A 15,765-nucleotide genomic window follows, 5' to 3' on the forward strand; every position below is an offset into this window, starting at 1 on the left:
ATGCAAGCGTTTGTGCGTGACGTGGCCGGACTGGCCGGGGCCGATGTTCCCTTTGTCCTGGTCACGGTGGTGGAGAGTTCCGGTTCCACGCCCAGGTCCTCGGGCGCGAAGATGGCCGTTCGCGGGGACGGAACCATCATCGGCACCGTGGGCGGCGGCCTGGCTGAGGCGCGCGCCTGCCGGGCGGCCCAGGAGATGCTGCGCTCCGGCGCGGCCGACGGCGAGGCTCGGATGATGTTCGTGGACATGACCCAGGAACTGGCCGCCAATTCTGATATGATCTGCGGCGGGGGCCTGTCCATGCTCCTGGAGAAGGCCATGCCCGGCGGGGAATGCGCCCGCGTCTACAGTGAACTCGACGGGCTGCTGCGCAAAGGCGTCGCCGCGGCTCTGACCACCCGGATCGACGGCGCGAACAGTAGCGGGGGCGGTCCGCGTGTCATTGGGCATGAGTTGGCTCAGGGCAGGCCGGACAGCGACGTGCCGGTCTTCACGCGGGACAGCGATCCCATGGTCCTGGCCGAGCCGTTCATCCCCCCCGCGCCGCTGTATATCTTCGGGGCCGGGCACGTGTCCCGGTTCACCGCGCGGGTGGCGGCCATGGTCGGTTTCCGCACCGTGGTCCTGGACGACCGCGAGGAGTTCGCCAACCGCGAGCGTTTTTCCGAGGCGGACGAGGTGATCGTCCTGCCGTCCTTTGCCGGGTGCTGCGATTCCTTCAAGGACGACGCCGAGGCCTTCGTGGTCATCGTCACGCGCGGGCACCTGCACGACCGCAATGTTTTGGCCGAAGCCCTGCGCACCAAGGCGCGCTACGTGGGCATGATCGGCAGTTCCACCAAGCGCAATCAGGTCTATGAATCCCTGTTGTCCGACGGTTTCACCCAGGCGGACATCGACCGCTGCACCAGTCCCATCGGCCTGCCGCTGGGCGGACGAACCCCGGAGGAGATCGCGGTCAGCATCGTTGGCGAGCTCATCCAGGTAAGGGCGGGCAAGGCGTGATGAAAGAATTGGCGGCGATCATTCCGGCGGCCGGGCTGTCCTCGCGCATGGGCCGGTTCAAGCCGCTGCTGCCGCTCGACGGCGGCACGGTTCTGTCGCGCTGCATCAGGCTGTTTGCGGCATGCGGCGTGGAGCGCATCGTGGTGATTACGGGCAAGCGGGCGGACGAGGTGGCGGCCTGCGCCATGGAGGCCGGGGCCATGGCCGTGCACAACCCGGCCTACGAGCAGGGCATGTACACCTCGGTCCTGGCCGGGGTGCGGGCCCTGAAGGGCGGTGCGGAAGGGTTCTTCATGCTCCCGGCGGATATCCCCCTGGTCAGGCCCGAGACCGTGAGGCGGCTCATGGAAGAATTCCGGCGCGCCCGCCCGGCCGTGCTCTATCCCCGGTTCAACGGGGAGCGCGGGCATCCGCCGCTGATCGGCGGCGAGGTTGTTCCGGCCATCCTCTCCCACGACGGGGAAGGCGGGCTGCGGTCGGTACTGGACGGTTTCGAGCCCGACGCCCGCGACCTGGACGTTGCCGATTTCGGGACCGTCCATGACCTGGACCATCCCGAGGACTATGAACTGGCTTTGGCCGTGGCCGGGATCGGCTATCCGCTCAAGGACGAGTGCGGGGCGCTGGTCCGGATGCAGGGGGTCTCGGACCACATCGCCGGTCACTGCCGGGCCGTGGCCCGGGTGGCGCAGGCCCTGTGCGGACGGCTCAATGAGCGTTTGGACGCGCGGCCCGGCGCGGTCCGGCTGGACCCCGGACTGGTGCTCGGCGCGGCCCTGACCCACGACATCGGCAAGGGGACCAAACGGCACGAGGCCGCCGGAGCGGAGTTGCTGCGCGAACACGGATTTTCCGACGCGGCCGACATCGTGGCCGCCCATTTCGACGTGGCCCTGGCCGACGACGCGCCCATCACCGAAAAGGAGGTCGTCTTTCTGGCCGACAAACTGGTCCGCTGTCACGGGCCGGTCCCCCTCAGGGGCCGCTATCTGGAGAAGGTGGAGATGTACAGGCATGAGGAGGGCGCGGAGGAGGCCATCCGGGGGCGGATGGGCCGCGCCGAGGCGGTCATGGCCCGGTTCGACCGCGAGATGGACGGTTCGGCCGAGGCCGTGGCCAGGGAGGCGTTGGCATGATCATTCTTTTGCGCCACGGACGGATAGAAGACGGCAAGGGAAGGTGTCTGGGCCGTACGGACGTGCCCCTCTCTTCCGACGGTCTGGCCCAGGCCCGCGAACTGGCCGAGGAGCTGGGCGCGATCCCGTTCGCGCGGCTGTGCTCCAGCCCGGCGGGGCGGGCGCTGGACACCCTCAAGCCGCTGGCCGCCAGGCTCGGCATGGAGGTGGAGTCCCTGCCCGCCCTGGACGAGATTGACATGGGCGAGTGGGACGGTCTGGACTTCGACACCATACGCAGGCGGTTTCCCGAGGAATACGCGGCGCGCGGCAAGCGGCTGGGCAGCTACCGCGTGCCGGGCGGCGAGAGCTTCGAGGACGTGGCCGAGCGGGCCATGGCGGCGCTTGAGGAACTGGCCAGGGGGCCGCGCCCGGTGCTGGCCGCGACCCATGCGGGCGTGATCCGCGCGGTGCTCTGCCGCGTGACCGGACACCCCCTGGACGGGCTGTTCCGCTTCACGCCGGGCTATGCCCGGTGCACGGTCCTGCGCGCGGACGGCACGTTCGAGCTGGTCGCGGACGACGTGTTCGCCCGGACCGTGCGCGAATTGCTGTGACGGGACGTCCGGCCGGGCCTAGGGCCGCTTTTGGACGTACTTCGAATTGCTCGAGTAGAAGGTGTTGTAGACCAGGGTGAGCAGGCAGGCGAAGACTGCGGAGCCGATGCCGATACCCACGTTGTAGAAGGGCGGCGCGGTCAGGGCCAGCCGGATGAGCAGGGTGGCCAGGGCGAACCCGGAGTTGCGGAAGACCGCCCGGAACTCGGGCAGGAACCGCTGGGCGATGAGCACCAGCATGATGTCGCTGAAGATCAGCACCGTATAGAAATTCTTGAAGAAATGATGGGGGTGCTCACCGCGCAGGACGAGCAGCCCGTTGTGGATTCCCATGTATAGGAAGATGGCCAGGATGACCAGGGCGACCAGTTTTTTGGCGGCCACGAACTTGAACAGGCGGGTGCCGCCCTTGAGGGTCTCGTCCAGGTTGCGGCGCAGCAGGGCGTAGACGCCGAGCAGGCAGAAGATGACCACGGCTCCGCAGCCGTCCGAGATGAGCGTCCACAGTTCCGTCTCGTGGCCGGTGATGGTGATCGGCTCCGGGAAGTCGGCCAGGGTCTTGAAGGCGTCCCGCAGCAGGATCAGGGCCAGGATTTCGAACTGCTTGCCCACGGACTTGGAGATGGAGCAGGGCAGGGTGAAGATCAGGCCGATGACTTCGAGTATCAGGACCAGGGTAAAGGCCAGGTTGATGGCCATGAAGTGGCTGGTGGGGATCATCTCCCCGACGGGCCCGGTGATCCAGCCCTGGCGTTTCATTTCGATGGTGATCAGTCCGAGGACGAAGACCACCACCAGGAACCCGGCCACGGTCCGCTGGGTGGAATCCTTTTCCCAGAAGTGGTGCAGAGGGTCGAAGGTGAAGGTGACTAGGTCGTATATCTTGTGCATGGGATGTATCATGATGCCTCTACAAGTAAATCCAACGGTTGTACGCCGTCAACAGGCGTGGGGTCTGGACTAGCAGGAGAGACCGGAGAAGTAAATAGGAATGTTTCCTATTTAACCTAAATTTCGAAAAGCATCTCGAGATCGTCGCGGGTCAGGCTCTTCAGGGCGGACTGGCCGGGGATGATCGCCTCGGCGACGTCCTTCTTTTGTTCCTGGAGCTTGAGGATGCGCTCTTCCACGGTGTTCTGGCAGATCATCTTGTAGGCGAAGACCTGGCGTTTCTGGCCGATGCGGTGCGTACGGTCGGTGGCCTGGTTCTCCACGGCCGGGTTCCACCACGGGTCGTAGTGGATGACGTAGTCCGCGCTGGTCAGGTTCAGGCCGGTGCCGCCCGCCTTGAGCGAGATGAGGAAGATGGGGATGTCCGGGTTGTCGTTGAACCGGTCCACCTGGTCGAAGCGGTCCTTGGACGAGCCGTCCAGGTAGGCGAACGGGATCTCGCGGATCTGCAGCCAGTTGCGGATGACGTGGAGCATCTGCACGAACTGGGAGAAGACGAGCACCTTGTGCCCACCCTCGATGATGTCCACCACCAGGTCCTTGAAGGCGTCGAATTTGCCGGAAGGCAGGTTGGTGGACACGCCGGGCATGTCGAGCTTGAGCAGGCGCGGATGGCAGCAGATCTGCCTGAGCTTGAGCAGGGCGTCCAGGATGGACATCTGGCTCTTGGCCATGCCTTTCTCGTCCACATCCCTGAGGACCTGGTCCTTGAGCTTCTTGGCCAGGGCGTTGTACAGCTCGCGCTGCTCGTCCACCAGGTCGCAGTAGTGGGTGGTCTCGATCTTGGGCGGCAGGTCCTTGGCCACTTCGGCCTTGGTCCGCCGCAGGATGAACGGCTTGACCCGGGTGCGTAGGTAGTCGAGCGTCTCCTCGTCGCCGTCCTTGATGGGCTTGACGATGCCGCGCTGGAAGCTGTGCTGGGAGCCCAGGAAGCCGGGCATGAGAAATTCGAACAGGGACCAGAGCTCGAACAGGTTGTTCTCGATGGGCGTGCCCGACAGGCAGACGCGCAGTCCGGCGTCGAGCTTGCGCACCGAGCGGGCGGTGATCGTGTTCGGGTTCTTGATGTTCTGGGCCTCGTCCAGGATGACGCTGGCGTACTCGTACTTGAGCAGCTCGTCCAGGTCGCGCCGCAGCAGGGCGTAGGTGGTGATGACCAGGTGCGAGTCCTTGATGTGCTGGAACAATCCCTCGCGCTTGGCCCCGTAGATGGTCAGCCGCTTCAGGTTGGGCACGAACTTCTGGGCCTCGCGCTCCCAGTTGGGCAGCACCGAGGTGGGCACGATGATCAGGTTCGGGCCGGTGATGCCGCTGTCCACCAGGGACTGGATGTAGGACAGGGTCTGGATGGTCTTGCCCAGCCCCATTTCGTCGGCCAGGATGCCGCCGAAGCCGTACTCGCGCAGGAAGTTCAGGTAGCTCAGACCCTGGATCTGGTAGGGGCGCAGGGTGGCCTGCAACTCCTTGGGCTGGGCTATGATCTTGATCTGGTCGAAGTTGTTGATCTTCTCGCGCAGCTTGACGAAAAATTCATCGGTCTGGGCCTGGGGCAGGTCTTCCAGAATCTTTTCGAGCACCGGGGCTTCGAACTGGTTGAACTGCTGCTTGGGGGCCTTTTCCGGGTCGAAGCCCAGCGCCTTGAGCTTGTGGCCGAGCTTGTTCAGCCAGGACTCGGGCAGGCTGGTGTAGGAGCCGTCCTTGAGCTGGACGTAGCGCTTACCCTTGGTCCACGCCTCCCAGATGACTTCGATGGGCACCTTCTGGTCGTCGTATTGAACCGACAGCTCGAGGTTGAACCACTTGTCCTCCTCGTCGCTCTCCACCTCGGCCACCACCACGGGCTGCGTGGTGCGCACCTTGTAGCGGGTCAGGTTCTGCTCGCCGTAGACCCGGTAGGCCTCGACCAGCTGCGGATAGAAGTCGAGCAGGAAGTTGATGGCCTCCTCCTGCTCCATGAACCAGATGTGATTGTTCCTGGGCTGGAAATTCATTTCCTGGAGCTCGGTCAGCAGCCGGGCCTCCTCGTCCTGGGCGCGCCGGATGAGGTAGGACTTGCCGCCCTCGTGGTAGGAACCGGTCTGCAGGTCCGGGTTGGGGCCGGGCATGATGAACTCGCCGTGCTCGTTGGCGTAGATGTTCTGGATCTTGAGCACGAGCAGGGAGCCTTCCTCGTCCAGGTAGAGCTTGGGATCGTAGTCCGCGTCCTGGAATATGGGCCCCACGCGTTCCAGGAAGTCCTCCTGGCCGTAGAGGTCGCTGACCGGAATCTGGGTCCAGACGCGGTCCAGGAACTCGGACACGTCGGCGTGGGGCACGATGGGCTTCTGCTCGACCATGCCCTGGACCAGCTTGGGGTCCAGCCCGGTCTGCACCGGGTAGAAGGAGTTCTTGTAGTAGACCCACAGCGGCAGGCGTCCGTAGAAATATATCTCCTCCTCATCGGTGATGGGGAAGGGCATCTTGTCCTCTCTGGCCAGCAGGATGTCGAAGTTCAGGCCGTCCTCGCTCAGGGCGGGCGAGAGCTTCAGCTGCATGGTCTTGGACTCGATGGTCACGGGCTGGTCGGTCTCGCGCAGGTAGAGGTAATACTCGTTCTTGACCGCACGGAAGAACCAGGAGTGCAGGCCCGCCGGAATCTCCACCTTGTGGCCCCAGTAGTCGAGGTAATGGCCGATCTGTTCGGCCACGCCGGGCAGGGCCGGGGAGGTGTCGCACCAGTCCTGGTTCTCGACGATCTGGGCCAGGGTGACCTCGTTTTGGACCTGGGAGATGCCGGATTTGTTTTGCCGGGCGCGGAAAAAGGCGACCTGCAGCCGGCCGAGCTCGGGGTAGATGCGGTAGATGAGATAATGCCGTCCGGCCTCGGGCTCCAGCTCGGTGGCGAAGAACGGGCGGAAGGTCTGGCGCCAGTCCGTGCGCGGGGTGGGCATCTCGCCGCCGGATTCGGTGTCCAGGGACTTGAGCAGCTTGACCGCCGTGGCGGCCACGTGACGACAGACCCCGGAAAAGGAATCCGGGCAGTTGCAGTAGTAATTAATGGTCCTGTCGGACAGGTTCAGTCCGATTTCCGAGGTATAGTTCTGGAAATCGTCGCCCTGCACCTGGCCGTCGATGTCCCAATACTGTTCCCGCTTCTTGAGGTCCAGTTTGGATACGCCGTTCTCGGCCACGATTCCATGGGCGCTTTCCAGGATGTAATCCGGGACGCTGTCGCCTATGAAATCCTGTAGGATGGATTTGACTATCTGTTCTTCACCGCTGCTCATCGAAAGTCTCACGAAATCATCATGTCAATAAAATCGAACAGAACTTCTTACATATAACTCCGGCAATGGGCAAGCTGGATTTGTTTCCCCCCCATGTCCAAGTGGACCCTTGGCTTTTCGCACCTGTTGGTCCATACTGGGAACGTCAGTCATGCTCGCATAATTGTATGGTCCAACCAAATTGTTTTTGCAAGGGAAAATGAGACTCGATAACCTGCTAGCGGCCTTGCTCTGCCTGATGCTCCTGTTCGCCTGTTCCGACGGCGGCGGACCTGCCACGCCCGTGCCCCCGGTCAACCCTGCGGACATCCCGGCCGAGCCCGAACAGGGCGGCACCCTGGTCCAGCCCATGCTCGGCGAACCGAGCAACCTGATCACCATCCTGTCCTCGGACCAACCCTCCCATACGATCGGGGGCCAAATCTACGTCAGCTTGCTGAAATACGACAAGGACATCAACCTGGTGCCCTACGCGGCCGAATCCTACGAGGTCCTGGACGGCGGTAAGCTGCTCAAGTTCAAACTGCGCCAGGACATCTATTGGACCGACGGCGTCCAGCTCACGGCCGACGACGTGGAGTTCACCTACCGGCTGACCATCGATCCCAAGACGCCCACGGCCTATGCGGGCAACTTCAAGCTGGTCAAGGAGTTCCGCAAGACCGGCAAGTTCTCCTTTGAGGCGACCTATGACCAGCCGTTCGCCAAGGCGCTGGTCTCCTGGGCCACGGACATCCTGCCCAAGCACCTCCTGGAAGGGGAGAACATTGTCGACACCAAGTACAGCCGCCAGCCCGTGGGGGCCGGACCGTACATGCTCAAGGAATGGATCGCGGGCAGCCGGATCGTGCTCGAGGCCAATCCGAACTATTTCGAGGGCAAGCCGTACATCGACCGCCTCGTCTACCGCATGATTCCGGACATGGGCACCCAGTTTCTGGAGCTCAAAGCCGGGAACCTCGACATGATGGGATTGGACCCGCTGCAGTACCTCTACCAGACCTCGGGGCCGGGCTGGGACGGCGGCTTCCGCAAGTTCAAGTTCCTCGCCTTCGGCTACTCCTTCCTGGGCTTCAATTTCAAGCATCCCTTTTTCCAGGACGTGCGCGTGCGCCAGGCCATAGACTACGCCATCGACCGGCGGGAACTGGTCAAGGGCGTTCTCTACGGGCTGGGCGAGGCGGCCAACGGGCCGTACAAGCCGGGCACCTGGCAGTACGACACGAACGTCAAGCCGCGCGCATACGACCCGGCCAAGGCCCGCGAACTGCTGGCCGAGGCGGGCTGGACCGACTCGGACGGCGACGGCTGGCTGGACAAGGACGGCAAGCGTTTCGCCTTCTCCATCATCACCAACCAGGGCAACACCCAGCGGATCAAGACCGGCGTCATCCTGCAGCAGCGGCTCAAGGACATCGGCATCCAGGTCTCCCTGCGCACGGTGGAGTGGGCCGCGTTCGTCAAGGAGTTCATTGACAAGGGGCGTTTCGACGCTATTATCATGGGATGGAACATCCTGCAGGACCCTGACATCTACAACGTCTGGCACTCGTCTCAGGCCGTGGACGGGGGGCTCAACTTCATCCGTTACATCAACCCCGAACTGGACGAACTGCTCGATCGCGGGCGGCACCTGGTCGGGGAGGAGGAGCGCAAGCCCATCTACGACCGGGTGCAGGAGATCCTGCACGACGAAGTGCCCTATTGTTTTCTCTACATCCCCATGTCCCTGCCCATCGTCCAGGCCCGGATACAGAATATCAAGGCGGCTCCGGCGGGGATAGGCTACAACTCCGAGAAGTGGTGGATACCGCGCAGGCTGCAGCATCAGCCGTAAGACGGATGGACATACATGATTCGCATCAACGAAATCACCGACAAGGTGGCCTCATACATCAAGGAACCCGACCTGGACCTGATCCAGCGGGCCTACGTCTTTTCCGCCCAGGCCCACGACGGCGTGGTTCGGCGCTCGGGCGAGCCGTACATCTCCCACCCCATGAACGTGGCCTTTCTGCTGGCCGACATGCAGCTGGACGAGGCCACCGTGGCCGCCGGGCTGCTGCACGACACGGTGGAGGACACGGACACCACCGTGGACGAGATCGAGGAACTGTTCGGCTCGGACGTGGCCGACATCGTGGACGGGGTGACCAAGATCAGCAAGATGGACTTCGAGTCCAAGGCCGTGCAGCAGGCGGAGAACATCCGCAAGCTCATCCTGGCCATGGCCGAGGACATCCGCGTGCTCATGGTCAAGCTGGCCGACCGGCTGCACAACATGCGCACCCTCAAGTACATGAAGCCGGTCAAGCGGCGGCTCATCGCCCAGGAGACCCAGGACATCTACGCGCCCCTGGCCAACCGGCTGGGCCTGCACCGGGTCAAGACCGAGCTTGAGGACCTCTGCCTGCAATACCTCAAGCCGGACGTGTTCGCGCAGCTCTCCGACGCCGTGCACGAGCACCGGGCCGCGGGCGAGCCGTACATTGAGAAGGTCATCGAGCTGATCTCGGACATGCTCAAGCAGAACAAGATCAAGGGCCGGGTCTTCGGCCGGACCAAGCACTTGCACTCCATCCAGGTCAAGATGGAACAGCAGGGGCTGACCTTTGACGAAATCTACGACCTCATCGCCTTTCGGGTCATCGTCAGCTCGCTCAAGGACTGCTACGCCGTGCTCGGCCTGATCCACGCGGCCTGGCGGCCCGTGCCCGGCCGGTTCAAGGACTACATTTCCATCCCCAAGGCGAACATGTACCAGTCCCTGCACACCACGGTCATGGGGCCCGAGGGGGAGCGCATCGAGATCCAGATCCGCACCGAGGAGATGCACCGCATCGCCGAGAACGGCGTGGCCGCCCACTGGCAGTACAAGGAGGTGGGCAAGGGGGCCAAGCGGGGCAAGACCGCCGGGCGTCGCGACGCCGAGCGGTACACCTGGCTCAAGCAGATCATGGACTGGCAGCGCGAGTTGTCCGACCCGCGCGAGTTCATGTCCTCCCTGCGGTTGGAGATGTTCCAGGAAGAGGTCTACGTGTTCACCCCCAACGGCGACATCAAGGAGCTGCCGGACGGGGCCACGCCCGTGGACTTCGCCTACGCCATCCACTCCGAGGTGGGCGACATCTGCGCCGGGGCCAAGGTCAACGGGCGCATCGTGCCGCTGCAATACCGGCTGCAGAACGGCGACTCGGTGGAGATCATCACCGACAAGAACCGCGTGCCCAGCCGCGACTGGCTCAAGTTCGTCAAGACCGCCAAGGCCCGGACCCGGATCAAGCACTACATACGCACCGTGGAGAAGGAGCGGGCCATCAACCTGGCCAAGGAGATGCTCGAGAAGGAAGGCCGCCGGGTGGGCATCAACGTGCAGAAGGCCATCAAGGACGGCGAACTGACCAAGCTGGCCGCGGAGTTCAACTGCGGCAGCCTGGACGAGCTGCTGACCCAGATCGGCTTCTCGCGCTACACCCCGCGCAAGGTCATCAAGCGGCTGTTCGCGGTCCTGCACGGCGAGACCCTGGACGAGCGCAAGGTCAGGGAAAAGAGCGATCAGCCCGAACCCGAAGAGGAACCGGTCGTCGCTGCGGGCGTGGAGATCGGCAAGAAGCCCAAGGCCGACGGATTGCAGATCTCCGGCGTGGACAACGTGCTCGTGCGCTTCGCCAGCTGCTGCAACCCGTTGCCCGGCGAGCCGATCATCGGCTACATCACCCGTGGCCGGGGCGTGACCGTGCACCGCATCGACTGCCCCAACGTCGGCAATTTCGAGGACGAGCGGCTCATCCAGGTCAGCTGGGAGGGCGTGGAGGAAAAGCCGTATCCGGCCAAGGTCAAGATCAAGTGCCTGAACAAGCCCGGCATGCTCGGCCGTATCTGCAACATGCTCGCGGACATGGACGTGAACATCGACTCCGGCAACTTCGAGTCCAAGGTGGACGGCACCTCGCTGCTCAACTTCACCGTGGAGGTCAAGGACCTGGATCAGCTCTATTCGGCCCTGGCCGAGGTCAAGAAGCTCAAGGCGGTCACCGAGGCCATCCGCGTCTCGTGACCGGATGAATCCCGATGAACAAGAAAAGGCCCGCTCGAAAGCGGGCCTTTTCTTTTGGCTGACAGGAGCCGCTAGTCGGTGGTTCGGATTCGGATTGTATATTCCTGGATTGATCCCCGGTCGATGTATCGTTCCCTGACCACCGTGGGGCGGCGGGCCGGGGCGCAGCGTCGGGTCACATAGTGCGTACTGTGCCGGTGGAACCGCTGTCCATGGCGGTGGCCGAGGCGATGATCCCATTGCGCGTGGCGGCGCATGGTTTTGGGGCCCCAGCCCGGTCCCTGGACCACGGTCCGGTGCGTGACCATGTGTCTGGCCTGGCCCGGAGGAATACGGTGGTTGCCGGAACCGGCCCAGGCAGAGGCGGAAAGGGTGAGCAGACACAGGGTCACGGTGATGATGAGAAGGCGTCGCATACTGTCTCCTGGTGTTGCGGGTTGCGTCGCCCGATATATGGCAAGGGGTGTGCCATTGATAACATGCTGAATTGATAATTCTTAATATATCAAATCGGGTGGCCGAGCGCAGTGTTTGCGCACGTGTGCGCCAGGGGGGGCAATCCGCGAGCCGGATGGGCGAAGGGCGGATAGGTGAAGACCCCGCCTGGCGGGGCGGGGTCTTCGGTCTGGGGAGGATGTGGGGGTATGTCGTATGGCTTACTTCTCGTGGCACTGGCCGCAGCTCACCGGAACCGCCTTGCCCGCCTTCTTCAGGGGCTTGTGGCAGCCCACGCAGCTGCGGTCGGTGTTCTTGGCGTGGAAAGTGGAATAGAAGGCGGTCTCGCCCTTCTTGCCGGGCTGGTCGTGACAGCCGGGGGCCGCACAGCTCCGGATATCGGACTTGCCGTCCCAGGTGTGGTGGCAGGAGACGCACTGGACGTCGGCTGCGCCGTGCCGCGCGTGGGAAAATGCGACGAGGGCCTTGCTCGCCTTGATCCCGTCGGGCGGGCCGAGCCTGAGATCGCCGGGCGCCTGCTGGGCTGCCGAGGCCAGGCTCGCGCCCAGAAGCAGCGCGCACAGGGACAGGGTGACGGTCGGAAAGCGGGACATGCGAACCTCCAGCGGTTGTTGTTGAATGTCGCAAAGACCATCGCAATGGATGTGCCAAAATAAATATCCCATGAATACGGAGTGTTGAAAATGTACTCAGTCGCGTTGCGTACCGTTTTTGCGCGCTCTTGCGCAAATTCGCCGGACGGGAATCGTGGTCGGGGGGGGAGTTTGGGAGACAAAAAAAGGGGGAGCGCGTCAACGCTCCCCCCTTCCGGTTGCTTTGGCCGGACCGGCTACATCTCGATGCGCACGGTCTCAGGGCTGAGTTTGCGTTCCAGCCGCTTGGCGTAGAGGCTCATGAAGTAGCTGAAGACGAAGTAGAGCACGGCCACGGTGGTGTAGATTTCGAACGGGTGGACCATGATTCGGTTGTTGACCGCGTAGGCCGCGCGGGTCAGCTCCATGACGCCGATGATGTAGGCCAGCGAGGTGTCCTTGAAGTCGGCGATGAACATGCCGACCAGGGCCGGGAGCATCTGTTTCAACGCCTGGGGCAGGATGATCTTGCGCATGGTCTGGAAGTAGGTCAGGCCGGACGCCTTGGCCGCTTCCACCTGGCCGGGCGGGATGTTCTCGATGCCGCCACGCACGGTTTCGGCGATGTACGCGCCGAAGAAGAAGGTCAAAGCGATGGTGGCCGCCCAGAAGGCGTCCAGATCCACTTTGAAGACCACCGGGAGGATGGCCTGGTAGAACCACAGGATGACCAGGATGAGCGGGATGCCCCGGATGATTTCGATGTACAGCAGGCTCGGGATGCGGAAGACGCGGTTCTTGGAGGTGCGGCCCATGCCCAGCACGAGGCCGATAAGGAAGCTGCCGGCAATGGAGATGGCGGCCATGAGCAGGGAACCGGCCAGGCCGCCCAGGCCGAGGAAGAACTCGGTTTCATCGCCGTTGGGGAAGCGCCAGATGAGCAGGGTTTTGAGATTGGCCAGGATGATATCCCAATTGAAATGGAATACGGCAGTGCCGACCTCATAGAGGACGTAGGCCAGGGCGGCGACGAACAGGGCCTTGAGGGCCAGGATGGTCTGTTTGCCAATCATGCGCAGGGATTGTCTCAAGGGGGATATCGTGCGCTGGTCCGGGCTTTTGCGGAAATACCAGAAGACGTATTCGAGTCTGCGGCCCAGGAAGTCGAAGGGCCAGAAAAGGATGTCGGCCACCCTGCGCAGCGGGGTAATCCGGTCCGGAGACATGATCTTGAGGCGTTCGTTGACGATGTAGAGAATGCCCGCAATGGCCAGGGACATGCCCAGATAGATCAGGGTGGCCACGCTGAAAGATTCGAAGGTCCGGTAGGTCAGAGAGTAGACCTCGGTCATGGACCAGCACAGTTCGGACACGCCGATGGTCATGGCCAGGGAGGTGTTCTTCATGTTGTTGAGGAACTCGCTGCCCAGGGGCGGGATGATCTCGCGAAACGCCAGCGGCAGGATGACCTTGCGCAGGGTCTGGGGAAAGGTCAGCCCCGAGGAGTAGGAGGCCTCGAGCAGCCCCTTGGGGATGGACTGGATGCCCGCGCGGATGATTTCGGCCATGAACGCGCCGGTGAAGATGCCGCAGCCCACCGTGGCGCACCAGAACTCGAAATGCATGTCGAAGAGCTTGAAGCGGATATCCTCGGGAAAGGCATAGGGCAGGGCGAAGTTCCAGAAAAAGAGCTGGATGAGTAGCGGGGTGTTGCGGAACAGCTCCACGTAGCAAGTGGAGAACCAGTAGACCGGCTTGAATTTGGATAGCCGGGCCAGACCGAAGACGGTGCCCATGACCAGGGCGATGATCGAGGAGTAGAGCGTGATGGTCAGGGTGGTGTTCAGCCCCTTGAGCATCAGCAGGCCCATGTGTCCGTATTGGCCCTCGTGGGTGAAGACGGCCCAGTCGAAATCGTATTTGAATTCGAAGACGAAGGCGAAATAGTAGGCCACCAGGGCGGTCAGGGCCAGCAGGGTCGCGTTTTGGACCCAAATCTTTTGGATATACCGTTTAAACATCGTGCTCTTTTAAGGAAGAGGGTCCCGGAGCGGGATGCTCCGGGACCCGTTACATGCTTCGGGGAAGGGGCCTACGGCCACATCTCGATCTTGGAGGTCAGCGGGAACGGGTAGTCGGAATCCGGGCCGAACCACTTGTCGTAGATCTTTTTGTAGGTGCCGTCCTTCCAGATGTCCTGCAGGGTGAAGTTGATGGCGTCGCGCCAGGCGGAGTCGTCCTGGGGCAGGCCGATGCCGTAAGGCTCGTCGGAGATGAAGTCGCCGACCAGTTCGAACTTGCCGGGCACCTTGGCGGCGTAGCCGAGCAGCAGGGTGGAGTCGGTGGAGATGGCCTGGACGCGGCCGGAGTTCAGGGCCTCGAACATGGCCACTTCGCCGTCATAGCCGGTGACCTGCGGGTTGGGGTTGCCCAGCGACTGCAGGTAGGCCTTGGCGTTGACGATGGAGGTGGTGCCCTGCATGGAGCCGATCTTCATGTTGGCCAGGTCCTTGACGTCCTTGACCGTGCCCTTCCGGGCCAGGAACTTCTGGCCGTCGAAGAAGTAGGTGATGGAGAAGTCGATCTTCTCGTCGCGCACGCGCTTGTGGGTCATGTTGGACAGGACCATGTCCACCTTGGGCGGGTTGGTCTGGACGAAGGAAATACGGGTGTTGTTGTTGACCACGACCTTCTCGAGCTTGCAGCCGAGGCGCTTGGCGATCTCGGCGGCCATGTCGACGTCGAAGCCGACCCACTCGTTCTTGTCGTTGATGAAGCCGAACGGGATGCCCTGGTTGGACAGGCCGGCCTTGATGACCTTGGTGGACATGACGCGGTCGTAGGTGGGACCGGCGAACGCAACCGAAGCGGCCAGGACCAGCAGCGCGGCCATGGCGGTGATTTTGAGAACTCTCATTTACCTCTCCTGGTTGATGAGTCGTATGAAAAAGCCCTTGTCGGACACCGTGTCCGGCAAGGGCATAAATCCGTTAGTGGCTGAGAATCTTGCTGAGGAAGTCCTTGGTCCGGTCGGATTGGGGATTGTGGAAGAACTCCTCTGGCGTGTTCTCTTCGATCAGATACCCGTCGTCCATGAAGATGACCCGGTCCGCCACTTCCCGCGCGAATCCCATCTCGTGGGTCACGCAGACCATGGTCATGCCTTCGCGGGCCAGGGACTTCATGACGTCCAGGACCTCGTTGATCATCTCGGGGTCGAGCGCGGACGTGGGCTCGTCGAAGAGCATGATCTTGGGCTGCATGGCCAGCCCGCGGGCGATGGCCACGCGCTGCTGCTGACCGCCGGACAGCTGGGACGGGTAGGCCCCGGCCTTGTCCGGGATGCCGACCTTGCCGAGCAGTTCCATGCCGATGGCCGTGGCGTCGCCCCGGCTCATGCCGCGAACGAGCGTCGGCGCCAGGGTGATGTTCTCCATGACCGTCATGTGCGGATAGAGATTGAACTGCTGGAAGACGAAACCGACCTCGGCGCGCAACAGGGTCATGTTGGTGCGCGGGTCGGAGACGTTCATGCCGTCCACCAGGATATCCCCCTCCTGGATCGGCTCCAGCCGGTTGATGCAGCGGATCATGGTGGACTTGCCGGACCCGGACGGCCCGCAGACAACCACCACTTCGCCCTTGATTATATTGAGATTGATGTTCTTGAGGACCTGGAAGTCCCCGTACCATTTGTTGACGCCGTTGAAAGAAATCACTGCTCAC

12 protein-coding genes are annotated in these 15,765 nt (G+C 62.9%); 5 read left to right on the top strand and 7 right to left on the bottom strand.

The features are described from left to right. Genes ACR42D_RS07445 through ACR42D_RS07455 form a run of 3 tightly spaced genes read left to right on the top strand, consistent with a single transcriptional unit; the run spans nucleotide 1 to nucleotide 2,737 of the window. Entirely contained in the window at nucleotides 1–1,005 is a 1,005-nt protein-coding gene (locus ACR42D_RS07445; protein WP_484566197.1) for an XdhC family aldehyde oxidoreductase maturation factor, read from the top strand. After that, nucleotides 1,005–2,141 carry a DVU_1551 family NTP transferase gene (locus ACR42D_RS07450; protein WP_484568450.1) on the top strand — a complete coding sequence of 379 codons (1,137 nt, stop codon included), beginning with the start codon at nucleotides 1,005–1,007 and terminating at the stop codon, nucleotides 2,139–2,141. The genes ACR42D_RS07445 and ACR42D_RS07450 overlap by 1 nt, the downstream gene beginning before the upstream one ends. Beyond that, entirely contained in the window at nucleotides 2,138–2,737 is a 600-nt protein-coding gene (locus tag ACR42D_RS07455; RefSeq protein WP_484566198.1) for a histidine phosphatase family protein, read from the top strand. Before ACR42D_RS07450 ends, ACR42D_RS07455 begins: the two co-directional genes overlap by 4 nt. A gap of 18 nt (nucleotides 2,738–2,755) precedes the next feature. Here the strand turns inward: ACR42D_RS07455 and ACR42D_RS07460 are convergent, their stop codons facing one another. Next, nucleotides 2,756–3,640 carry a hypothetical protein gene (locus ACR42D_RS07460; RefSeq protein WP_484566199.1) on the bottom strand — a complete coding sequence of 295 codons (885 nt, stop codon included), beginning with the start codon at nucleotides 3,638–3,640 and terminating at the stop codon, nucleotides 2,756–2,758. Between the two features lie 104 nt (nucleotides 3,641–3,744). Further along, nucleotides 3,745–6,954 (bottom strand): DEAD/DEAH box helicase, encoded by a 3,210-nt coding sequence (locus tag ACR42D_RS07465; RefSeq protein ID WP_484566200.1) that lies wholly within the window; start codon nucleotides 6,952–6,954, stop codon nucleotides 3,745–3,747. A gap of 199 nt (nucleotides 6,955–7,153) precedes the next feature. Between ACR42D_RS07465 and ACR42D_RS07470 the strand changes: the two genes are divergently transcribed. Beyond that, nucleotides 7,154–8,791, top strand: coding sequence for a peptide-binding protein (locus tag ACR42D_RS07470; protein ID WP_484566201.1), 1,638 nt, complete (start codon nucleotides 7,154–7,156; stop codon nucleotides 8,789–8,791). A gap of 15 nt (nucleotides 8,792–8,806) precedes the next feature. After that, the gene (locus tag ACR42D_RS07475) at nucleotides 8,807–11,011 is read left to right on the top strand and encodes a RelA/SpoT family protein (protein WP_484566202.1); all 2,205 of its coding nucleotides are present in this window, start codon (nucleotides 8,807–8,809) and stop codon (nucleotides 11,009–11,011) included. 71 nt (nucleotides 11,012–11,082) lie between these two features. On the opposite strand, the gene ACR42D_RS07480 is transcribed toward ACR42D_RS07475, so the two are convergent. The 5 genes from ACR42D_RS07480 to ACR42D_RS07500 all read right to left on the bottom strand — a co-directional run bounded on the left by ACR42D_RS07480 (nucleotide 11,083) and on the right by ACR42D_RS07500 (nucleotide 15,758). After that, nucleotides 11,083–11,427 (bottom strand): hypothetical protein, encoded by a 345-nt coding sequence (locus tag ACR42D_RS07480; protein ID WP_484566203.1) that lies wholly within the window; start codon nucleotides 11,425–11,427, stop codon nucleotides 11,083–11,085. 240 nt (nucleotides 11,428–11,667) lie between these two features. Continuing rightward, the gene (locus ACR42D_RS07485) at nucleotides 11,668–12,060 is read right to left on the bottom strand and encodes a cytochrome c3 family protein (RefSeq protein ID WP_484566204.1); all 393 of its coding nucleotides are present in this window, start codon (nucleotides 12,058–12,060) and stop codon (nucleotides 11,668–11,670) included. Between the two features lie 236 nt (nucleotides 12,061–12,296). After that, entirely contained in the window at nucleotides 12,297–14,060 is a 1,764-nt protein-coding gene (locus ACR42D_RS07490) for an amino acid ABC transporter permease (RefSeq protein ID WP_484566205.1), read from the bottom strand. Between the two features lie 71 nt (nucleotides 14,061–14,131). After that, nucleotides 14,132–14,956, bottom strand: coding sequence for an ABC transporter substrate-binding protein (locus ACR42D_RS07495; protein ID WP_484566206.1), 825 nt, complete (start codon nucleotides 14,954–14,956; stop codon nucleotides 14,132–14,134). Nucleotides 14,957–15,029: 73 nt separating this feature from the next. Further along, on the bottom strand, nucleotides 15,030–15,758 hold the full coding sequence (locus tag ACR42D_RS07500) for an amino acid ABC transporter ATP-binding protein (RefSeq protein WP_484566207.1): 729 nt from the start codon (nucleotides 15,756–15,758) through the stop codon (nucleotides 15,030–15,032). Nucleotides 15,759–15,765 lie beyond the last annotated feature (7 nt).

It is taken from the genome of Pseudodesulfovibrio sp. lm2024, from assembly GCF_051175575.1.
Classification (GTDB): Bacteria; Desulfobacterota; Desulfovibrionia; order Desulfovibrionales; family Desulfovibrionaceae; genus Pseudodesulfovibrio; species Pseudodesulfovibrio caledoniensis.